Annotated in this window: 17 protein-coding genes and 1 riboswitch; of the genes, 4 read left to right on the top strand and 13 right to left on the bottom strand. The window is 68.6% G+C overall.

Going from position 1 to position 22,032, the window contains the following annotated elements:
• The first annotated feature begins 68 nt into the window (after window positions 1-68).
• Window positions 69-704, top strand: a complete 636-nt coding sequence (locus RU09_RS13365) for an aminoglycoside 3'-phosphotransferase (protein ID WP_331452362.1) — start codon at window positions 69-71, stop codon at window positions 702-704.
• A 3-nt stretch (window positions 705-707) separates the two neighbouring features.
• Here RU09_RS13365 and RU09_RS13360 read toward each other — a convergent pair whose 3' ends face one another.
• The 5 genes from RU09_RS13360 to RU09_RS13340 all read right to left on the bottom strand — a co-directional run bounded on the left by RU09_RS13360 (window position 708) and on the right by RU09_RS13340 (window position 6,336).
• Entirely contained in the window at window positions 708-2,030 is a 1,323-nt protein-coding gene (locus RU09_RS13360) for a hemolysin family protein (protein ID WP_042541333.1), read from the bottom strand.
• Window positions 2,031-2,124: 94 nt separating this feature from the next.
• Window positions 2,125-3,213, bottom strand: coding sequence for a TerC family protein (locus tag RU09_RS13355; RefSeq protein WP_042541332.1), 1,089 nt, complete (start codon window positions 3,211-3,213; stop codon window positions 2,125-2,127).
• A 215-nt stretch (window positions 3,214-3,428) separates the two neighbouring features.
• On the bottom strand, window positions 3,429-4,226 hold the full coding sequence (locus tag RU09_RS13350; RefSeq protein WP_042541330.1) for an energy-coupling factor transporter transmembrane component T family protein: 798 nt from the start codon (window positions 4,224-4,226) through the stop codon (window positions 3,429-3,431).
• A complete protein-coding gene (locus RU09_RS13345; RefSeq protein ID WP_231567589.1) occupies window positions 4,223-5,683 on the bottom strand; it encodes an ATP-binding cassette domain-containing protein in 1,461 nt (486 codons plus the stop codon). The genes RU09_RS13350 and RU09_RS13345 overlap by 4 nt, the downstream gene beginning before the upstream one ends.
• Window positions 5,680-6,336, bottom strand: a complete 657-nt coding sequence (locus tag RU09_RS13340; protein WP_042541329.1) for an ECF transporter S component — start codon at window positions 6,334-6,336, stop codon at window positions 5,680-5,682. Before RU09_RS13340 ends, RU09_RS13345 begins: the two co-directional genes overlap by 4 nt.
• A riboswitch (TPP riboswitch) is annotated at window positions 6,330-6,439 on the bottom strand. Its footprint overlaps the gene before it by 7 nt.
• An 82-nt stretch (window positions 6,440-6,521) precedes the next feature.
• On the opposite strand from RU09_RS13340, the gene RU09_RS13335 reads away from it, so the two are divergent.
• Complete coding sequence (locus RU09_RS13335; RefSeq protein ID WP_052492978.1) at window positions 6,522-8,159, top strand: D-alanyl-D-alanine carboxypeptidase family protein; 1,638 nt, start codon at window positions 6,522-6,524, stop codon at window positions 8,157-8,159.
• A gap of 181 nt (window positions 8,160-8,340) precedes the next feature.
• Here the strand turns inward: RU09_RS13335 and RU09_RS13330 are convergent, their stop codons facing one another.
• From RU09_RS13330 to RU09_RS13320, 3 genes are all read right to left on the bottom strand, one after another.
• A complete protein-coding gene (locus tag RU09_RS13330) occupies window positions 8,341-10,584 on the bottom strand; it encodes an ABC transporter ATP-binding protein (protein WP_052492977.1) in 2,244 nt (747 codons plus the stop codon).
• The gene (locus RU09_RS13325) at window positions 10,581-12,308 is read right to left on the bottom strand and encodes an ABC transporter ATP-binding protein (protein ID WP_042541327.1); all 1,728 of its coding nucleotides are present in this window, start codon (window positions 12,306-12,308) and stop codon (window positions 10,581-10,583) included. The genes RU09_RS13330 and RU09_RS13325 overlap by 4 nt, the downstream gene beginning before the upstream one ends.
• Window positions 12,309-12,508: 200 nt before the next feature.
• Complete coding sequence (locus RU09_RS13320) at window positions 12,509-13,570, bottom strand: enoyl-CoA hydratase/isomerase family protein (protein WP_042541325.1); 1,062 nt, start codon at window positions 13,568-13,570, stop codon at window positions 12,509-12,511.
• A 121-nt stretch (window positions 13,571-13,691) separates the two neighbouring features.
• On the opposite strand from RU09_RS13320, the gene RU09_RS18765 reads away from it, so the two are divergent.
• A complete protein-coding gene (locus RU09_RS18765; protein WP_082041132.1) occupies window positions 13,692-15,596 on the top strand; it encodes an ATP-binding cassette domain-containing protein in 1,905 nt (634 codons plus the stop codon).
• A gap of 79 nt (window positions 15,597-15,675) precedes the next feature.
• Here RU09_RS18765 and RU09_RS13310 read toward each other — a convergent pair whose 3' ends face one another.
• On the bottom strand, window positions 15,676-16,125 hold the full coding sequence (locus RU09_RS13310; RefSeq protein ID WP_042541324.1) for a hypothetical protein: 450 nt from the start codon (window positions 16,123-16,125) through the stop codon (window positions 15,676-15,678).
• 144 nt (window positions 16,126-16,269) lie between these two features.
• On the opposite strand from RU09_RS13310, the gene RU09_RS13305 reads away from it, so the two are divergent.
• Complete coding sequence (locus RU09_RS13305) at window positions 16,270-17,673, top strand: HNH endonuclease signature motif containing protein (RefSeq protein WP_042541322.1); 1,404 nt, start codon at window positions 16,270-16,272, stop codon at window positions 17,671-17,673.
• A gap of 150 nt (window positions 17,674-17,823) precedes the next feature.
• On the opposite strand, the gene RU09_RS13300 is transcribed toward RU09_RS13305, so the two are convergent.
• The 4 genes from RU09_RS13300 to hemC all read right to left on the bottom strand — a co-directional run bounded on the left by RU09_RS13300 (window position 17,824) and on the right by hemC (window position 22,031).
• Complete coding sequence (locus RU09_RS13300; protein WP_042541321.1) at window positions 17,824-19,146, bottom strand: glutamate-1-semialdehyde 2,1-aminomutase; 1,323 nt, start codon at window positions 19,144-19,146, stop codon at window positions 17,824-17,826.
• 106 nt (window positions 19,147-19,252) lie between these two features.
• Window positions 19,253-20,230: a porphobilinogen synthase gene (gene hemB / locus RU09_RS13295; RefSeq protein WP_042541320.1), complete on the bottom strand. Its 978-nt coding sequence runs from the start codon at window positions 20,228-20,230 to the stop codon at window positions 19,253-19,255.
• Window positions 20,227-21,018 carry a uroporphyrinogen-III synthase gene (locus RU09_RS13290; protein WP_042541318.1) on the bottom strand — a complete coding sequence of 264 codons (792 nt, stop codon included), beginning with the start codon at window positions 21,016-21,018 and terminating at the stop codon, window positions 20,227-20,229. The genes hemB and RU09_RS13290 overlap by 4 nt, the downstream gene beginning before the upstream one ends.
• Window positions 21,015-22,031: a hydroxymethylbilane synthase gene (gene hemC, locus RU09_RS13285; RefSeq protein WP_042541317.1), complete on the bottom strand. Its 1,017-nt coding sequence runs from the start codon at window positions 22,029-22,031 to the stop codon at window positions 21,015-21,017. The genes RU09_RS13290 and hemC overlap by 4 nt, the downstream gene beginning before the upstream one ends.
• Window position 22,032: the final 1 nt, after the last annotated feature.

Raw genomic sequence — 22,032 nt, 5'->3', positions numbered from 1 at the left:
CCATCCGCCACGACGGACATCCCGCCGATCGTGCGATCCCTGGCCGCGGGCGCCACGCTGACGCCGGTGTGGCTGAACGGCATCGGCGGGGTCACATTGGGCGCTACATCAAGTGGGGGCCGCACGACGCCGAGGCGAACATGCGCGATGAGGCTGAGCGGATGCGGTGGGCACGGCGCTGGATCACGGTTCCCGAGGTGATCGATCAGGGCGAGGACGCCACTCACGAGTGGCTCGTCACCGTCGCGCTGCCCGGCCGCAGTGCGGTGGACCACCGCTGGATCGACGACCCGGAGACCTCGGTGCGCGCCGTCGGCGCAGCCCTGCGGACGATGCACGACTCGCTGCCCGTCGAGCAGTGCCCCTGGACGTGGGACCCGGCCTGGAGGATCGCGAACGCCGAAGAGCGGGGCGTCACCGTGCCCGCCGATCTGCGCGAGCCGCCGCCCGCCGACAGGCTGGTCGTGTGTCATGGCGACGCGTGCATGCCGAACACGCTGCTCGACGATGCCGGTCGACCGCTCGCACATGTCGATCTCGCCGCGCTCGGCACTGCCGACCGCTGGGCCGACATCGCCGTCGCCTCGATGAGCACCGAGTGGAACTTCGGTCCCGGCTGGGCCGACGTGCTCATCGAGGCCTACGGCATCGCCCCCGATCGGGAGCGGCTCGAGTACTACCGGCGACTCTGGAACGAGACCTGAGCCTCAGCCCTTCGGCGCAGAGGCGCCCGGATCGGCATCCGCGGCGGCATCGACGTCGACGTCCTCGTGCAGAACCACCCGGATCTCGGCGATCCGTCGCCGATCGACCGCAGTGACCCGGATCGTCGCCCCAGGCACCTCGACCGAGTCGCCGACCACCGCGAGGCGCCCGAGCATCTCGGTCACGAAACCGGCGACCGTGTCCGACGCGCCTCGGGGCAGGGCGATGCCGGTGATCTCGGCGAAGTCCTGCAGATTCAGACGCCCGTCGAGAGCACCGCCGGCATCCTGCATCCGATCTTCCGTGTCGTACTCGTCGAAGATCTCGCCGACGACCTCCTCGACGAGGTCCTCGAGGGTCACGATGCCGTCGGTGCCGCCGTACTCGTCGACGACGACCGCGATCTGGTGCCCGGCCGCCCGCATGCGGGTCAGGGTCGGCAGCACGCCCGCGGTCGACGGCACGTACTCGACCGGGCGCATGAGGCCGAGCACCTCGCGCGTCGCGTCGTCGGCTGCGGCCTCGAAGAGATCGCGCACGTGCACGAAGCCCACGATGTCGTCGAGCGAAGCGTCGATCACGGGGTACCGCGAGAACGGCAGCTCCCTGACCTGCGAGATCGCCTCGGCCAGCGTCGCCGCACCGTCGAGTGCGACGACCTCCGGACGAGGCCGCATGACCTCGCTCACCTGGCGGCCACGCAGCGACAGCACGTCGTCGAGAATGCGTCGCTCATCGTCGGGGAGGCTCTGATGCGTCGCGACGATGTCGCGCAGCTCTTCCTCGCTGAGCTCGTCGGCGGCCTTGTGCGGATCGCCGCCGAGCAGGCGCACCACGGCGTTCGTCGACACCGAGAGCAGCCAGATGACGGGCCGCATGACGGTGGCGAAGCCGTCGAGCACCGGCGCGACGGCGTACGCGAACTGCGCGTTGCGCTGGATCGCGAGGCGCTTGGGCACCAGCTCGCCCAGCACGAGCGAGAGGTACGCGATCACCAGCGTCAGCAGCACGGTCGCCAGCGTCAAGGCCAGCGGCGCCGCGACGCCGAGGTTCTCGAGCAGCGGCGCGACCGACGGGGCGATCGAGGTCGCACCATATGCCGCCGACGCGAAGCCGGCGACCGTCACGCCGATCTGCACCGCCGAGAGGAAGGTGTTCGGGTTGCGAGCCAGGCTCGCGACCTTCTCACCTCGTCTGCCGCGGGCGGCGATCGCGTTGATCTGACTCTCACGCACCGTGACGAGCGCCATCTCGGTCGCGGCGAACACGCCGCCGACGAGGACGAAGACGAACACCAGGGCGATGTTCACCGCGAGGTCGCCCATCAGCGGGTCACCTCACGAGGTGCGGGGGTGCCCGAGGTCATTCGGGCGCCGGATCTGTCAGGGTCTGCGGACGCGTCGGAGCGGCGCGACTGGTTCACGAGTGTTCCTTCTGGGTGTGGGTGGTGCCGGTGTCGGAGGAGGAAGCGGAGGACACCGTGGAGTCGGCATCCGAGGATCCGGGGAGCGCAGCTGCGGCTTCGGTCTCGAGCGCGGTGCGCTTGTCATCGCGTCGCGTCTTCATGAGGCTCGCGATGGTGGCGACGGCGATGGTCGCGCCGATGAAGACCAGCGAGAACCAGATCGGGATCTCGGGCACCCACAGCAGCGGCTCGCCGCCGTTGATGAACGGCAGCTCGTTGACGTGCAGGGCGTGCATCACGAGCTTCACGCCGATGAAGGCGAGGATGACCGCGAGACCCTGGGCGAGGTACACCAGGCGCTGCAGCAGACCGCCGATGAGGAAGTACAGCTGACGCAGACCCATGAGGGCGAATGCGTTGGCCGTGAAGACGATGTACGCCTCTTCGGTCAGACCGTAGATCGCGGGGATCGAGTCGACCGCGAAGATCAGGTCGACGAAGCCGATCGCGATGATCACGAGGAACATCGGAGTGAAGAAGCGCTTGCCGTCGCGCTGCACGGTCAGGCGATCGCCGTTGTACTCGTCGCTCACCGGCAGGACACGGCGTACGAACCGCATGAAGCGGCCGTTGGCGGGGTCGGACTCGCCGTGCGCGAAGGCCTGTCGGTAGGCGAGGAACAGCAGCAGGGCGCCGAAGAGGTAGAAGATCCACGAGAAGTTCTCGATCAGCGTGGCGCCGAGGGCGATGAACCCACCGCGCATGATCAGCGCGATCACGATGCCGATCATCAGCACCTTCTGCTGATAGATGCGCGGCACGGCGAAGCCGGTCATCACGATCAGGAAGACGAAGAGGTTGTCGATCGACAGCGCCTTCTCGGTGAGGTACCCGGCGAAGTACTCGCCGCCGTAGGTCCAGCCGGACACGGTGCCGATGCCGACACCGAACAGCAGCGCGAGGCCGATGTAGAAGGCAGACCAGCGGGCGGACTCGCCGATGGTCGGCTCATGGGGCTTTCGCACGTGGGCGAAGAACTCGTACACGAAGAAGGCGATCGTGACGGCGATCGTGATGATCCACACGAGAGGCGTGATGTTCAAGAGGTCTCCAGAAGACGTAGGCGTGACGATGTCGACGCCAAGGTCTTCTCCATCCTCGAGAACGAGAACCGGGGACCCGGGATGCAGGGACATCCGTAATGACGAGCCGCCCGTGGTGGAGTACTCCCCTTGGGTTCACTCGATGCTAGCGAATACATCGGCATTCCAGCTATGAGAAAGCTGAGTGGATGCTGCGGGTCTGTCGTTCGTGCGCCTCAGGCGGTCGGGCCGAGGATGAAGTTCCACGCACCGGTGAGCACAGCCACAACGATCGCCACCACCGGGATCACCGCCGCGACGACGACCAGCACCGTGTCCCGCCGATCCCACCTCGACTCCCTCGCCCACGAGCGGGGCGCTGTGCCGCCGAAGCCGCGGGCCTCCATCGCGGTGGCCAGGGAGGATCCGCGTCGGATGGCCAGCACGAACAGCGCGAAGGCCATGCCGAGAGCTCGGCGAACCCGCCCTTCGTCGGCGACGCCGCGAGCCCTCCGCGCGAGTGCCAGTGCGCGCCAGTCATCGGCGAGCAGCCCCAGCATCCGCATCCCCGCGAGCGCGCCGACCACGAACCGCGCCGGCAGCTTCACCCGTTGAGCCAGGTCGTCGGCGAGATCGGTGGGATCGACCGTGACGAAGAGCACCACGGCCGGCAGCCCGATCGCGAGAACGCGCACGGCGGTCGCTGCAGCGAGGGCGAGCGATCCGTCGCTGACGCGCATGACCAGCCACTCGAAGTGCACCGTTCCGCTGGTCGCGCCGTAGAGCGCGATGGTGACCGCGCTCAGCGGCGCTGCGATCCACAGCACGGCGGTGCGGGTCCAGAACTCCTTGGCCCGCAGGCCGGCGAGAAGGAGCAGCGGGATCTCGAGCAGCAGGGCGACGGATGCTGAGACGACGTCGATCGTCAGCACGAGCGGCAGCGCGATCAGCAGCGCCGCGGCGAGCTTCGCGAGCGCTGAGCGAGGGGCGATCGGCCCCGGTCTCTCGATGCGGGCGGTCAGCGGATCGATCATCGGCCGACCTCCAGGCGCCGCGCATGCAGGGCCTTCAGCACGGCCTCGTCATGGCTGATCGCCACGATCGCCGTGCCCTCGTCACGCAGGCGTGCGATCAGGCCGACGAGTTCGGCCCAGGTCGTGGCGTCCTGCCCGAAGGTGGGTTCGTCGAGCACCAGCATCCGCGGCCGGGTGGCGAGGGCCGCGGCGACCGTGAGCCGCCGCTTCTCCCCGCCGGACAACGTGTACGGGTTGGCCCCGGAGAGCGAGCTGAGCCGCAGTCGTTCGAGGAGGTCGTCGACACGAGCGGTGATCTCGGGGTCGGAGAGCTTCAGAGCCCGAGGGCCGACAGACAGCTCGTCGCGCACGGTCTTCGCGAGCAGCTGGTGCTCGGGAGTCTGCATGACCGATGCGATGCGGGTGAGCAGCGCGCGCGACGACCAGCGGAAGGGGTCGGGCTTCTCTCCGGCGGCGAGCGCGGGCAGAGCCGCGACCCGGCCGTCCTCGGCGGGGATGAGCCCTGCGAGCGTGAGACCGAGCGTCGACTTTCCTGCGCCGTTCGCGCCGGTGACGCCGAGCACCTCGCCCGCGCGAACCTCGACATCGAACGGCCCGGCGACCGCGAGCCCCCGTCGCCGAGCGACCGTGAGGCCGCGCGCTTCGAGGAGGGACTCCCCCGGCTGGTGCGCCGGCGCGGGCGGAACGGCGGGCGGGTGGCCGGGAACCCACACACCGGATGCCGCGAGCTCGGCCCCTCGCGCGCCGAGCACCTGCTCAGGGCTCCCGTCGGCGAGGACGACCGTGCCCTCCGGCTCGGCGCCGAGCACGATCACCCGCGTGACGAGCGGCAGCCAGACGTCGATGCGATGCTCGATCACCACGAGGGTAGCGCCCGTTGCGTCGAGGGCGGCGGCGACGGCATCCCGCACGTCCTGCACTCCTTCGGGGTCGAGGTTCGCGGTCGGCTCGTCGAGCAGGATCGCGCCCGGTCGCATCGCCAGCACGCCGGCGAGCGCGAGACGTTGCTTCTGACCTCCCGAGAGCGCGGCCGTCGATCGATCGAGTGCGACATCGAGCTCGACGGCGTCCAACGCCGCGCGCACCCGCTGCCAGATCTCCTCGCGGGGGACGCCGAGGTTCTCGCAGCCGAATGCCACGTCGTCGCCGACCCTCGCGAGGATCGTCTGCGTGTCGGGGTCCTGCAGCACCATGCCGACTCGACCACGCGCCTGGATGGGCGGCACGCCGTCGACGAGCAGCCCTCCGTGCGTCTCGCCCTCGTCCGCGCCTCCGAGCACCCCGCCGAACCCCTGCAGCAGGGTCGACTTGCCCGAGCCCGACACCCCCAGCAGCAGCACCCGCTCGCCCGGTTCGATGCGCAGGTCGACGTCGCGCACCGCCCACCGCAGTCGCGTCGCGTACCGCCATCCCCAGCCGCGGGCTTCGAGGGTGGCGGGCGTCGTGGGCGACCTCACACCCGTGCGGTGACCTCGCGGCCGGCGGCGAACCGGCTGAGGGCTCCCGTCGCCGCGAGTCCTCGGGCGATCAGCCACGCGCCGAGTCCGGCGATCACCGCACCCGAGATGGTGGTCGAGACGATGTAGATGGTCGTGAAGAGCGTGTCTGCTCCGGCGTACCAGAGGATGCGGTCGTTGATGCCGCACGCGAGTCCCGCTCCGGCACCCGCCAGCATCGCGACGGGCAGACGCCAGACGCCGTAGAGGAACACGAGGAAGATCAGTTCGGCACCGAGACCCTGCACGAGGCCCGAGACGATGGTCAGCGGACCCCAGGCGTTGCCGACGAGGGCCGAGATGATCGCGGCGACCAGCTCGGTGTAGAGCGCGGCGCCCGGCTTGCGGATGATCAGCGCGCCCAGCACACCGGCGATGAGCCAGGGGCCGGCGAGCAGGCCCTGCACGCCGGGGAGCAGCGGCTTCAGGATGCTGCTGGGCACCTCGTAGCCGACGTTCCAGAGCAGGAAGATCAGCGCGCACGCGACGGCGATGACGCTGGCGACGACGATGTCGACGACCCGCCAGCGCCAGAGCTCAGGGCGACCGAGGCCCTTCGAGGCGCGCGAGACGGCTGCGGATTCCGTGGTGGATCCGGACGTGGATGTACTCATCAGTGACTCCTCCCTGCGCTGGCATTACCCAGATCAGGTTCGACGGTCGAAGCGCGATTCGCTCCCTCTCAGCCCGGCTCGCCGGACTCCCGTGGTTGTTCTGACGATCTTACCCAGTGACGACACTCACGTCTGCTCCTGTTGCAGCGACACTGATCCCTGCGCGAGTTCGGTACCGTGAGGGGGTGACCGCTCCTGACTCCGCCGAGGCCACCGCCTCCGCCGTTCCTGCGGGCGATGCGTCGACGCCCGATGCGACAGCGCCTCATGCGTCAGCGCCTGCCGGTGCCGCGGCTGACTCGTCGGAGCCCGCCGGTTCGACTGCGGCGCTTCCTGATGCCGACGTCTCGTCGGCCGGCACGACGGATGCGGCACCCAGATCAGATGCTGACGACGCCCCCGGACTCATCGCTCTCGAGGCGGCTCTCGAGACTCCCGAGACGACTCCCCACGCCCAGTGGGCAGAGGGCGCCAGCGGTGGGACGCCCCTGACGTGGGTCGACGCGGTCGAAGTGGCGCGGCACCCGGCAACCGAGGCGCTCGATGACACGCCTCCCGCCGCGAGCGGCGGCGCACTTCTGACCGGAGCGCATCTGCGCCCGGCGATCACCCGCCCCGGCGTGCTGGTCCCGCTCGGCGTTCTCGTCGGATTGCTCGGCACCTATGTCGGGTCGGCCATGCTGTGGCCGTTGCACGAGGTGGCGCCGACCGTGCAGGCAGTGGAGCTCTCCACGGTCGCCGCGCCCGCAGCCGCCATCACCTGGCCCACCCAGGGAAGCGCCGCCGTGGGAATCGGCGGCATCGGCACGACGTCGTCATCGCTCGATGCGGCGGCGATCGCGAGCGTCACCAAAGTGGTCTCGAGTCTGATGGTGCTCGATCGGATGCCTCTCGCCGTGGGCGAGCAGGGCCCGGAGTTCTCGTTCACGCGGGCGGACAACCTGGCGTACTGGGACTACCGCCGCTCCGACCAGTCGGCGCTCGACGTGCCCGTGGGCGGCACTCTCACCGAGTTCCAGCTCCTGCAGGGAACGCTGCTCGGTTCGGCGAACAACTACATCGACCGTCTCTCTCAGGAGATCTGGGGCTCCCCCTCGGCGTTCACCGCTGCGGCGGAGGTGTGGCTGCGCGACCGTGGCCTCGACAGCATCACGATCGTGACCCCATCGGGGTTCGACGCCCGCAACACGGCCACGCCTGAGTCGCTCGTCGCGCTGGCCGAACTGGCGATGCAGAACCCCGTGTTCGCCGGCATCGTCGGCACTCCGTCTGTCGATCTTCCGGGCGCCGGCACAGTGGTCAACACGAACGGGATGCTGGCGGATCCTGGCGTGGTCGGAGTTAAGACCGGCACGCTCGGCGACAGTTGGAACCTGCTGACCGCGAAGGTCATCACGCTCGACGACACGACCGTGCACCTCTATGCGTCGGTTCTCGGGCAGGCCGACGATGAGCAGCGCCTCGCCCAGACCCGTTCGCTGTTCTCGCAGGTCGAGACGGCATTGGAGCAGCAGGCCCCCGCTGTCGCGGCCGGCACGGTCGTCGGCACCGTCACGACGCCGTGGGGCGCGACCGCCGATGTGGTGACGGATGCCGACGCCGACATCGTGCTGTGGAACGGCGCGATGGCCGAGGCCTCGACGGACTTCTCCCTGGGCGACAACCGCGAGTCGGGCGACGAGGTCGGCACGTTGACGAGCTCAGGACCGTTGAACACGGTGACGACGTCGCTGTCGCTCGCCGATGACGTCGATGCCCCGAGCCCGTGGTGGCGCCTGACCCATCCGCTCGAGCTCCTCGGCATCACCGAAGCTCAGCGCTGACGACAGCAGAATGCCCCGCCCCCGGATGAAAGGGAGTCGGGGCATTCTGCTTCTCGGCCGACATGCGGGTCGGCCGTCGTGCGGATCGACCGTCGTGCGGGTCGGCCGTCGGGCGGATCGACCGTCGGACGGATCGACCGTCGGACGGATCGACCGTCGGGCGGATCGGCCGTCGTGCGGATCAGCCCTTCTGGCCCCCGTCGTCCGAGCGTTCGACGACGGACTGTGCCGCAGCGGCTTCGGCGGCAGGAACCTGCGCCCCCACCGAGACCCCGACCTGTGCCGCCGCCGCAGCTTCGTCGGCGTCGCCGCTGACGACGACAGGGGTCGAACCCGTGAGTGCGTCCTCTGCGTCGATGTCGGTGGCCGCCTGCTCGAACTGCGACTGATAGAGGCGCCAGTACGCGCCCTGCGCCGTGATGAGCGCGTCGTGCGTGCCCTTCTCGACGATGTCGCCGTGTTCCATCACGAGGATGAGGTCCGCGTCGCGGATCGTCGACAGTCGGTGAGCGATCACGAACGAGGTGCGTCCCTGTCGCAACGCCGCCATCGCGTGCTGCAGCAGCACCTCGGTGCGGGTGTCGACCGCCGACGTCGCCTCGTCGAGGATCAGGATCGACGGCTGAGCGACGAACGCTCGCGCGATCGTGATCAGCTGACGCTCACCCGCCGAGACGTTCGACGCGTCCTCGTCGAGCACCGTGTCGTAGCCCTCGGGGAGGGAGCGCACGAAGCGATCGACATACGTCGCCTTCGCCGCCTCGAGAACCTCGTCGTCGGTCGCCGTGGAGCGTCCGTATCGGATGTTCTCGCGAATGCTGCCGGCGAACAGCCACGGGTCCTGCAGCACCATGCCGGTGCGTGAGCGCAGCTGCTCGCGCGTGACCTCGGAGATGTCCTGACCGTCGAGCAGGATCCGCCCGCCGTTCAGTTCGTAGAACCGCATGATCAGGTTGACGAGCGTCGTCTTGCCCGCTCCGGTCGGACCGACGATCGCGACCGTCTGACCGGGCTCGACCCGGAAAGAGAGGTCTCTGATGAGCGGACGCTCGGGCGTGTACGAGAACGCGACGTTCTCGAACTCCACGACGCCCTTGCCGTCGGCGAGCTTCGGAGCATCTGCGGCGTCGGCCTCCTGCTCTTCGGTGTCGAGCAGCTCGAACACCCGCTCGGCCGACGCCGTTCCCGACTGCACGACCGCGGCCATTCCACCGAGCTCCGACAGCGGCTGCGTGAACTGCTGCGAGTACTGGATGAACGCCTGCACGTCTCCGAGACGCAGCTGCCCGCTCGCGACCATGAGACCGCCGAGCACGGCGATGCCCACATAGGTGAGACTGCCGACGAAGGTCATCGCCGGCATGATGATGCCGGAGAGGAACTGCGCCTTGAAGCTCGCCTGGAACAGCTCCTCGTTCTCGTCCTTGAACTTCTCCAGCGCATCCTGCTCGCGACCGAAGACCTTGACCAGCGCGTGGCCGGAGAAAGCCTCCTCGACGCGGGCGTTCAGGCGACCGACCTTGCGCCACTGGGTGCCGAAGGCCTTCTGCGACCGAGGGCCGATGACACCGAAGATCACACCCATGAGCGGGAGCGCGACCAGCGCGACGAGCGCGAGCTGCCACGAGATCGAGAACATCAGCACGAGCACTCCCACAACGGTGAGAACGGCCGTGATCGCACCGGACAGCGACTGCTGCATGGTCTGCGTGATGTTGTCGATGTCGTTGGTCACACGGGAGATCAGGTCTCCGCGCTGCACCTTGTCGAAGTACGACAGGGGCAGGCGGTTGATCTTCGCCTCGACCGCTTCGCGAAGGCGCCACATGGTGCGGACCATGATGACGTTGATCACGTAGCCCTGGAGCCAGCTGAGGAAGGCGGCGGTGATGTAGATCGCCAGCACGGCGATGATGACCCAGCGCAGCGCGTCGAAGTCGACTCCGTCACCGACCCTGAAGCTGCCGAGAGCCTCGACCTGGTTGGCGAAGTCGTCCTGCCCGCCCTGACGGAGCGCGGCGACGACATCGTCCTGCGGGGTGCCGGCGGGGAATCCGGGGAAGTCCCCGTTCGCCTGCGCGAGCTGCACCGAGATGAAGCCCTTGTAGATCAGGTTCGTGGCCTCACCGAGCACCTTCGGCGCGGCGACCGTCAGCACGACGCCGACGGCGCCGGCGATCGACACGAGGATGAACCACACGGCCGACGGCTTGAGCAGCCCGATCATCCGACCGAAGCTCTTGCCGAAGTTGTCGGCCTTGCCGGGTGCGACGCTGTCCCAGCCGCCGCCGTCCTGGCGCGCCTTCTCGGCGAGCTCGGCTTCGTACTTCTCTTCTTCGGTCATCTCGGGCTCGACCGCAGTGGTCGCGGCCGTCGCCTTGGCTGCGCGACCGCGGCGGGTCTGGGGCGTGTTCTGCTCGCTCATGCGTCCACCCCCAGCTGCGATTCGACGATCTCTCGGTACGTGGTGCTCGTCTCGAGGAGCTCCTCGTGCGTGCCGACGCCGACCATGGTGCCCCCTTCGAGCACGACGATGCGGTTCGCATCGGTGATGGACGAGACGCGCTGCGCGACCACGATCTTGGTCACGTGCGGCAGCTCACGCCATAGCGCCTGCCTCAATCGGGCGTCGGTGGTGAGGTCGAGAGCCGAGAACGAGTCGTCGAACACCAGGATCTGCGGCTGACGCACGATCGCGCGGGCGATCGCCAGACGCTGTCGCTGTCCGCCCGAGACGTTCGTGCCGCCCTGGGTGATGCGCGATTCGAGGCCCTGCGGCATCTCCTCGACGAAGTCGCGGCCCTGTGCGATCTCGAGGGCATGCCAGAGCTCTTCGTCGGTCGCGTCCTCTCTGCCGTAGCGGAGGTTCGACGCCACCGTGCCGGTGAAGAGGAACGGGCGCTGCGGAACGAGACCGATCGTCGCCCACAGCGATTCGACATCCGCCTCGCGGACATCCGTGCCGCCGACGAGGACGGCTCCGCCCGAGACGTCGAAGAGTCGCGGGATCAACGACACGAGTGTCGTCTTGCCCGCACCGGTCGACCCCACGATCGCGACGGTCTCGCCGGGCTCTGCAGCGAAGCTGATGCCCTTGAGCACGGGAGAGTCGGCCCCGGGGTAGGTGAACTCGACGTCGTCGAAGGCGACCGAGCCGGGCGTCGGGAAGTCGGTGACGCCGTTCGCCGGACGCTCCATGCTCGACTGCGTGTCGAGGACCTCGCCGATGCGCTCGGCCGAGACCGCGGCGCGCGGGATCATGATCGCCATGAAGCTGGCCATGATGACGCCGCCCATGATCTGACCGATGTACTGCATGAACGCGAAGATCGTGCCGACCTGCACCGTGCCGCTGTTGACCTCGATGCCGCCGAACCACACGACTGCCACGATCGTGACGTTGAGGATCAGCATGAACAGCGGGAACAGCAGCACGAACAGCGAGCCGACCTTGCGGCCGACCACCATGATGTCGGTGTTGGCTCCGCGGAAGCGCTCTTCTTCGATGTTCTCCCGGACGAAGGCCCGCACGACGCGCACGCCGGTGAGCTGCTCGCGCAGCACGCGGTTCACGGTGTCGAGCTTGCCCTGGTAGCTGCGGAACAGCGGAACCATGCGGCTGACGACGAGCCCGGCGACGATCAGCAGCAGCGGCACGGACACGGCGATGAGCCAGCTCAGACCGATGTTCGTCTGCACGGCGAAGATGATGCCGCCGATCGCGAGCAGCGGCGCGGTGACGAGCATGGTGGCGCCCATCATCGCGAGCATCTGCACCTGCTGCACGTCGTTCGTGTTGCGCGTGATGAGGGAGCCTGCACCGAACTGCGACACCTCGCGCTCGGAGAATCCGCTGACCTTGGCGAAGACGTCGGCGCGGATGTCGCGGCCCGCACCCATGGACGCGCGGGCGGCGAAGTAGGTGGCGATGACCGAGGCGATGATCTGCCCGAGCGAGACGGCGAGCATGAAGAGCCCGGTGCGCCAGATGTAGTCGGTGTCCGACTGGGCGACGCCCTTGTTGATGATGTCTTCGTTCAGGCGCGGGAGGTAGAGGGTGGCGAGCGCGCTGGCGAACTGGAACACCAGGACGGCCGCGAGCAGCCATTTATAGCGGGCGAGATAACGGAGGAGGATTTTTCCCAGCACAGGCGGACTTTCTAGGAAGGATGAATCGGCGGATCTCCCGACGGGCGGACGCAGGCCGACGATCGCGCACAAGCAAGAGTGGCATGAACTTCGGACATTCGTATCCCCCGATGGGCGGACCTTCGCTGACAGCGAACCATTTGGCCCGCGGCCAGCGGTTTATGCACCGCGGCGAACAACCGCAGATATATCGAGATACCTCAGAAGAGCGAGCGTTCGGGCACGAAATCCCGAGCCTCAGCACCGGCATCCGATGGGAGCTCGGCGATGGTCGCCGGGTTCCACTTCGGATTGCGGTCCTTGTCGACGACCTGCGCGCGGATGCCCTCGACCAGATCGGGATGCTGCGTCACGAACCACATCACGCGGCGGTACTCGCCCTCGAGAGCGGCGCGCAGGTTCGGGAGTCCACGTGCCTCCCTGACGGCGTCGAGGGTGACGGCGAGTCCGGTCGGCGCCAGGCTCTCGAGCAGGTCCGCGGTCGTCGCGGCATCCGCAGCCTCCTCGGCGCGGAGCCGCGACACGGTCTCCGCGATCGTGTCGGACGAGAACGCGCGGTCGATCCAATCGCGTGACGCCGGGAGCGCAGACGGCTCGGGGGTCTCGTCGAACAGCAGCACGATCTCGGCCGGCCCCGTCGGGTCGGCACGATAGGCCAGCGCCTCGCGCAGCGCATCGAGCCGATCGGACGGCACGAAGTGGTCGGCGAAGCCGAGCAGCACCGCATCCGCTCCGTTCATCGTCGAGCCCGTGAGTCCGAAGTACTCCCCGAATCGCCCTGGCATCCGCCCCAGCAGCCACGTGCCGCCGACGTCGGGGGTGAATCCGATGCGCGTCTCGGGCATCGCCAGCTGGGAACGCTCGGTGACGATGCGGATGGCCGCGTGACCCGACAGGCCGACGCCGCCGCCCATCGTGATGCCGTCGGCGATGGAGACGATGGGCTTCGGGTACTCGGCGATCATCGCGTTCAACGCGTACTCGGCGCGGAAGAACTCGGCGGTCTCCTCAGTGCGTCCGGCCACGATCTGCCCATGCAGTGCGCGAACGTCTCCCCCCGCGCACATGCCTCGCTCGCCCGCGCCGTCGATGACGACGATCTGCACATCGGTGTCGTCGCGCCAACGCTCGAGGGCCTCGGTCAGCTGCTGGATCATCCCGGGGTCGAGCGCGTTGATCGCTTCCGGCCGGTTCAGGGTCAGCCTGCCGAGGGCCCCTTCGGCGCGGACGAGGACCCGGGAAGCGGCGCTGGATTCGGTCACGGGTGCCAGGCTACCCGCTCGACGGACCCTTGCATCCGGCCGCGTTCGTAGGGTAAATGCACGATCCTGCGGCTTTTCCGGCAGGATAGACAGAACTGCCCACTGCAACGAGAGGTCGCAGATGCCCGACGGACAGGTGCTCGAGTTCACGCACGTCACGAAGCGCTTCAACGACGTGACGGCGGTGTCCGACTTCTCCGCGCGAGTCGAGCCCGGTGTCGTGACCGCTTTCCTCGGCCCGAACGGCGCCGGCAAGACCACCACCCTGCGCATCCTCCTCGGCCAGGTGCGCGCCACGAGCGGCACCGCCACGATCGGCGGAGTCTCGCATGCAGAGCTGCGTCACCCGCTGCGCACGATCGGTTCCGTCCTGGAGGAGACCGCGTATCGCCCTCGCCGCTCGGCCTCACGCCAGCTGACGATCGCTGCCAAGGCCAACGGCATCCCGCTCTCGCGTGTCGACGAGGTCCTCTCGCTGGTCGGTCTCGAGCACGAGGCCGAAGGTCGCATCGGCAGCTTCTCGCTCGGAATGCGTCAGCGGCTGAGCGTGGCACACGCGCTGCTCGGCGACCCCGGCGCTCTGGTCTTCGACGAGCCGGCCAACGGCCTCGACCCTGAGGGCATCCGCTGGATCCGCCTCCTTCTGCGCCGCCTCGCCGACGAGGGCCGCACGGTTCTCGTCTCCTCGCACGTGCTGAGCGAGATCGAACAGGTCGCAGACCACGTGCTCGTGCTCTCGAAGGGCCAGCTCGTTCTCTCGAGCGGCATCGAGACGCTCGCCGACCCTTCTGCCGGTTCGGTCGTGGTCGACGCGGCGGATCGTGCCGCACTGAAGTCCGCGCTCTCGGCAGCGGGCCTCGAGGTCGAGGTCCTCCGATCGGGTCTCACGGTTCGCGGCAGCAACGCGGGAGCCGTCGGCGCCATCGCGGCATCGGCCGGCATCGCCCTCGCCACCCTGGTGCAGCGCGGCCCCACTCTCGAGGACGTCTTCATCGAGCTCGTCCGCGGCGGCAGGCTCGCGCCGCAGGCCATCACCGCCGCGCCGGTCGATTCCGCAGCGCCGGTCGCGGATGCCGGAGCGCCTGTCGTCGATTCCGCGACGCCATCCGAGTCGTCGGACGTGGCCGACTCCGACCACGCCGATTCCGAGACCCTTCAGGCTCAGGATGTCGCGGGGTCCGATGTATCCGAGTCCGATGCAGCTGCGACCGATGCGGATGCGTCGGTTCTCTCCGAATCCGATGCGGACGCGGCCGACGCCGCCCGCGCAGAGGCCGAAGCGGCGGATGCCGAGGCCGACGACGCGGCTGATGCGGCGGATGCTGCTCGTGACGTCGAGTACGCCGCGGCAGAGCTCCGCTATGCGGCCGATGCCTCGGATGCGAACGACGCGGAAGATGCGGCCGACGTCGCGTCGGAGGCCGCGCATGCGGGCCGCGAGGACGCCCACGGCGATGATGACCCGGCAGGTGGATCGACCGAGCCGCAGACGCCCGCGGACACCGAAGCGGCGAACGCCCAGCCGTCGTTCGACGACATCCTCTTCGGCACCGCCCCGGCCGACGCGCCGGACGCTCATGCCGCCGACGACACCGACGCCCGCGTCAGCGACGACACCGACGGTCACGTCCCTGACGCGACAGACCCGACTGCGAACGAAGACGGCACCGGCGAGCACTCCGGAGTCGAGTTCTTCGCCGAGGCACACGAGTCCGACGAGTCGCACGATTCCGACGAGTCGTCGGATGACGCGACGGCTGAAGCGTCTGGCGACGACGACCCTCGTTCGGCTGCCGTCACCTCGATGCTCGCCGCCGCTGCACGCGCGTACTACGAGGACGAGCCCAAGGACTACCCGCTCGGAGAAGTCGACGCCTCAGCAGAGGCGGAGACAGAGGCGGATGCCGCTCCCGAGGCGAACGACGGTCGCGATGGCGAGCACCACGAGCACCACGAGGGCCAGCACCACGAGCAGCACGAGGGCGAGCACCACGAGCACCACGAGGGCGAGCACGACCGGCCCTGAGGTCACCACTCGAGGGCACCGACGCGAACGCCCTCCGCGCCGTGAGGCTGCGGAGGGCGTTCGCTCGTTCTCGGATCGCTCAGGCGGGCCGTGGGCGGATCACCGGACGGCGACTCCCCTTCGACACCGGCGTGGGCGATGTGGCCACGATCTCCTCGACGTCTGCCGGTTCATCCGACACGTCGAGTCGGAGCGCCTGGGTCAGAGCGAGGCCGTGCTTCGTCGTGAGGATCAGTCGTCGGTACTGCTCGTCACCGGAGAGGTCGATGACGACGCTGGGACGTCGGCGGCGGATGAGGACGAAGTCGACGCTGCCCGCAGCCTTCCACGTTCCGGCGGCGAGCACTCCGGGGATGTGCGTTCCCGGATTCGGCACGCCACGCAACCAGGTCCATGCGTCGTCGATCAGCTGGACCTTGGTGATGGTGTCGCGCACGAGCCTCACATTGTCGCGGTGGAAGCTCGCCGCACGTTCGATCGGCGAGAGCACGATCTCGAGTTGCGTCTGGTCCAGCAGCAACGTCACCATGCGTCCAGTCTGCCAGCGGCACCCTTCCAGATGTCTGTGTCTTGTTCACAGGAAGGCAACGATCCGTTGTCGGTTCCCACGATTCCACCTTCTTCCATTCCGATGTTCTGCTCGACCTTCGAACAAATCTACTAGAGTCGGGGCATGACATCCGCCACCGATTCCGACCTCGAGCAACGCGCTGCGCTGCTCGACTCGTGGGTCGAGAAGCGGCGACAGATCGCACGCCTCGAAGCCGAGGCGTCCGATCTTCTTGCCGAGCGGATGCGCCTGAGCCGGTCTGACTCCGACGAGAACCCGTTCCACCGCGACGCCATCCACAGGTCGATGATCGCGGAGTACTCCGCGGCGGGCCGCCTCACTCAGGGCAGCGTCGAATACGCGTTCACCGATGCCGGCTTCCTCGCCGCCAGCCACCCTGGTGTGCGTTCGGCTTTCAGGGCCGGCCGCATCACGGCGGCGCATGTCCGCGAGATCGTGCGGGCCGCAGGAGTGGTCCGGGAGGCGGTCAACAACGGGCGAGCGGATGCCGATGTGCTGCCGCTGTACGACACGGTCGCGGTCATCGTGGCCGAGCGGGAGACCCCTGCACGAACACGAGCGCACCTGCGCGAGCTGGCCGCCGTCCTGGCAGGCTCCACGGTCGCCGAGCGCCATGCGCGCTCGAAGTCGGAGCGCACAGTCACCGTACGCCCGGCAGGAGACGGTCTGTGTGCGCTGACAGTCGTGCTCCCCGAGCATCTCGCGACGGCGATCCTCGACCGACTCACCCGACTCGCGCACGTCGTCATCGCCGGGCGGAACGACCGTGAGCCGACGCTCGATCCGATGGACGACGGCGAGAATCCGATCTATCCGGACGACATCGCGCAAGACGACCCGTCGCGTGACGATTATGCGATCTTCGGCGACGGGACTTTCACAACCGATCCGACCGGCCCCACGGTCGAACACATCCCGTCCGACACCCGCACGATCGATCAGGTGCGGGTAGATCTGCTGATCGACCTCCTGCTCGCCTCCGATCCGAGCGCGGCAAACGGCTCAGGACTCGACAACATCCAGGGGCGCATCCATGTCGCAGTCGCCGCGACCACGCTCGCGGGGTGCGACCATCGCCCCGCGCAGCTCGACGGACACGGGCCGCTGCACCCCGATATCGCCCGCGATCTCGCGGGCCGCAACGGCGGATGGTCCCGGTTGTTCCTCGATCCGACCGGACTTGTCGTCGAGACCGACACCTACCGGCCGACAGAACCCATGCGGCGGTTCCTCCGTGCGCGAGATCAACACTGCCGATTCCCCGGCTGCAGGATGCCGGCGCATCGATGCCAGATCGATCACACTTTCGATCATGCCAAGGGCGGGCGGACGGAGATCCACAACCTCGCCCATCTGTGCGCGCGGCACCACTCTCTCAAGCATCCAGACGTCGCTGACGACCATCGTTGGACGGCGCAGCAGCTTCCCGACGGCACGATCGACTGGTTCAGCCCACTCGGCCGCACCTATAGGGACTCACCGTCACGACGAGTCATGTTCGTCTGACGTTGATCACGCCGTAGTCCGTCGAATCTCGAGCGGCACACACGACTCAGTCGACGCAGACGCGCCTCACGCGATACACACACGCTTCGCGCGACGCGCACGTGCCTCACGCAAAGCACTCACGCCCGGCATGAGGCGGGATCGTGCAGCTTACGCCTGTGCGCGGGCAGCAGCCTCGGCCGCGATCGGGAGCGCCGCTTCGATGCGCTGAAGCTCTTCCTCGCCGTGCGCGGCTGTCAGGAACCAGGCCTCGAACACGCTCGGAGGCAGCGCGACGCCCTGCTCGCGCATCGCGTGGAAGAACGGCGCGTACCGGAACGACTCCTGGGCCTGGGCCTCGGCATAGTTGCGAGGCGCTGAAGCGCGGAACGAAGCGCTGAAGAGGTTTCCCGCGTGCGCGACGGCGTGGGTGACACCTGCGTCCGCGAGAGCGGCGTCCAGGGCGCCAGAGACCCTGGCTGCGGCGGCATCGACGGTCGCATAGACCTCAGGGGTCGCGAGCCTCAGAGTCGCCAGGCCGGCGGCGACCGACAGCGGGTTGCCCGAGAGCGTGCCAGCCTGGTAGACCGGGCCGAGAGGTGCCAGCAGGTCCATGACCTCAGCGCGTCCACCGAGAGCGGCCAGGGGCATTCCTCCGCCGACGACCTTGCCGAACGTGAAGATGTCGGGCAGGTAGTCCTCGCCGGCCGCGGCCTGGAGCCCCCAGAAGCCTGCGGGGTGCACGCGGAAGCCCGTCAGCACCTCATCGAGGATCAACAGCGCGCCATGAGCGTGTGCGGTCTCGGCCAGCAGCCGGTTGAACCCTGGCAGCGGCGGAACCACACCCATGTTCGCGGCTGCGGCCTCGACGATCACCGCGGCGATGCGCGGACCGTGCTCGGCGAAGACGGCCTCGAGCGCGCCCGGGTCGTTGTAGTCGATCACGAGGGTCTGTGCGGCGATCGGCGCGGGCACCCCCGCGGAGCCGGGCAGAGCGAGAGTCGCGACGCCGGAACCGGCCGCGGCGAGGAGACCGTCGGAGTGACCGTGGTAGTGGCCGGCGAACTTGACCAGCAGGTCGCGCCCGGTGGCACCGCGGGCAAGGCGGATCGCGGTCATCGTCGCTTCTGTGCCGGTCGAGACGAGCCGCACTCGCTCGATGGGCCGGGTCTCCCCGAACCGCACACGATCTGCGATCAGCTGAGCGAGTTCGACCTCGCCCTCGGTCGGGGCGCCGAACGAGAGTCCTCGAGTCGCCGCCTCCTGCACGGCGGCGACGACCTCAGGCTGCGCATGGCCGAGCAGGGCCGGACCCCACGACGCGACGAGGTCGACGTACTCGTTGCCTGCGGCATCGGTCACCGTCGCACCCGCGGCCGATGCGAGGAAGCGCGGCGTGCCCCCGACCGAACCGTATGCGCGCACGGGCGAGTTCACACCACCGGGGATCACCGTGCGGGCAGCGGAGAACAGGTCATCATTGCGGTCGGTCACAGCACACTCCTCAGCGATGCACGGAGCTCTCCCGGCATCCCCTCTAGGCTAGTCCGCAGACCTGAGGGAGGGACTCAGACGACCTCGCCGAGTCGACGGAGCGCGATCAGGGGCGCAGCCAGCGAGCGGCTTCTGTCGCCCAGTACGTCAGGACGACATCTGCGCCAGCGCGGCGGATCGACAGCAGCGACTCGAGGATCGACGCGCGGCGATCGATCCAGTCGTTCGCGGCAGCGGCCTCGATCATCGCGTACTCGCCGGACACCTGATATGCCCACACCGGAATGTGCACGGTGTCTCGCACCTCACGCAGCACGTCGAGGAAGGCCATGGCGGGTTTCACCATGACGATGTCCGCACCCTCCTCCTCGTCGACGACAGCCTCCCGCACGCCCTCGCGGCGGTTGCCGGGGTCGAGCTGGTACGTGCGACGGTCGCCCTTCAGCTGCGAATCCACGGCCTCACGGAACGGACCGTAGAACGCGCTCGCATACTTCGCGGCGTAGGCGAGAAGCAGGGTGTCGGTGAAGCCCTCGGAATCGAGCGCCTCGCGGATGACGGCGACCTGGCCGTCCATCATTCCCGAGAGGCCGAGCAGCTGAGAGCCCGCCCGAGCCTGAGCCAGGGCCATCGACGCGTAGCGTTCGAGCGTCGCGTCGTTGTCGACGGTGCCGTCAGGCGCGAGCACGCCGCAGTGCCCGTGGTCGGTGAACTCGTCGAGGCACAGGTCGGTCTGCACCACGAGGGCGTCCCCGACCTCGGCCGCGAGCACCTCGGTGGCGACGTTCAGGATGCCTTTGGGATCGTCGGCACCCGAGCCCTGCGCGTCTCTGACTGCGGGGACTCCGAACAGCATCACACCGCCGACACCCGCCTCGGCGGCCTCGGTGGCGGCGGCACGCAGAGAATCGAGCGAATGCTGCGCGACTCCGGGCATCGACCCGATGGGGGCGGCCTCGGTGAGTCCCTCACGGACGAACAGCGGGAGCACCAGCTGCCGCGGCTCGAGGGAGGTCTCACGCACCAGACCCCTGACGGCAGGGGACTGCCGCAGTCGGCGCAGTCGGACGTCGGGGAAGCTCACGGCGCCAGCTCGTCCGCCGCGTGCGGGAGGGTGTGGCTCGACACGGCATCGATGAGCGCGTCGACCGTCTGACGATCGGCGACGACCGTGATCGGAAGACCTGCCTTGTCGGCATCCTTCGCAGTCCGCGGACCGATCGCAGCCAGCAGCGTCTCATCGGGGATCAGCGGGAACTGCTCGCGCACCTGCTCGGCGACCGAACCGCTCGTGATCAGGATCGCGTTGATGCGTCCGTTCTCGACGTCGCGCTTGATGCGGTCGGTGACCGGCACGCCGACGGTCCGGTAGGCGACGACGCTGTCGACGTCGTGACCGGCCTCCTGCAGAAGGACGCTGAGCACGGGCTTCGCGATCTCGCTGCGCAGAGCCAGGATGCGACGCGGCTCGGCCTCGAGGGCGATGAGCTGCTCGGCCATGCCCGCGGCCGAATTGTCTTCATCCGGCACCATCGCGACTTCATACCCGACGGCCTGCAGAGCGGCTGCGGTCGTCTCTCCGACTGCCGCGATCTTCGTACGACGCGGCACCACAGCGCGGTGCGCGAACATCACGTCGACGGTCGTCGCACTGGTCACCGTCAACCAGTCGTACTCTCCGGCAGCCAGGCGGGTGAGCGCCACGTCGAGCGCGGCCTGATCTGTGGTGGCCGCGAAGTTGATCAGCGGCGCGACGACGGGCACCGCTCCCCGGGAACGGAGACTGGCGGCGACGCCGTCGCCCCACGGGCCTCCACGGGGTACGAGGATGCGCCAGCCGTCCAGCGGTCGGTCCTGCTTCGAATTGGTCATGATGAGGAATGCTCTCGGGAGACGAGGTCGGCCGCCCCTTGCTCGAGCAGCCGATGGGCGACAGACAACCCGAACTCGCGTGCTGTGCGCATCGGGTCTGCACCACCGGCAGCGTCCGCTCCATTGCCGCTGCCGTTCCGACGAATATACTCCCCGTTCAGACTCTCCGTGACGTCGAGGCCGATCCGACGACCGCCGTCGGTCGAGTAAACGACCGTCCTGACGCGGATCTCATCGCCGTCCACGACCGCATGAGCGGCCATCGGCGCCTGGCATCCGGAGTCGAGTCCTTCCAGAATCCCGCGCTCGACCGTGATGGCCAGCCGAGTGTCGTGGTCGTCGAGTTCGGCGAGCGCGGCGAGGAGCTCAGCCGGAGCATCGGACCGGGTCTCGACCGCGAGCGAACCCTGACCCGGTGCGGTCGGCCATTCGGACAGCCCCAGCTCCTCACGGCGAAGCGGCGAGTCGGTGCCGAGGCGCGAAAGGCCGGCGGCAGCGAGGATGACGGCGTCCAGCTCACCCGACGCGACCCGCTGCAGACGCGAGTCGACGTTGCCGCGGATGTCGACGACCTCCGCGTGCGGAGCCCTGCGGTGCACCTGCGCGATGCGGCGAGGTGACCCCGTGCCGACCTTGCTGCCGGTGCGCAGCTCGTGCAGCGGCGTGCCCCCGCGCGTGATCGCGACATCGCGCGCGTCCTCACGCACCGGAGTGGCGGCGATGACAAGCCCCTCGGGGATCGCGGTGGGAAGGTCTTTGAGCGAATGCACGAGGATGTCGCACTCCCCCGCGAGCAGCGCCTCACGCAGACGCGTGGCGAAGATGCCCTGGCCGCCGATCTCCGACAGCGACGCACGATTCGTGTCGCCCTCGCTGGTGATCGGCACGAGCTCGACGGGGCGCCCCGAGATCTTCTCTAGGGCGGCGGCGACATGACCCGACTGCGCCTGCGCGAGCGCGCTGCGGCGAGTGCCCAGTCGGATCGGGACGGCAGTGTGACTCTGAGTGCTCATC

Source organism: Microbacterium sp. MEJ108Y (assembly GCF_000834175.1).
Taxonomy (GTDB): Bacteria; Actinomycetota; Actinomycetes; order Actinomycetales; family Microbacteriaceae; genus Microbacterium; species Microbacterium forte.
The sequence above is the reverse complement of the archived record's forward strand: the minus strand, read 5'-3'. Positions and strand labels throughout refer to the sequence as shown.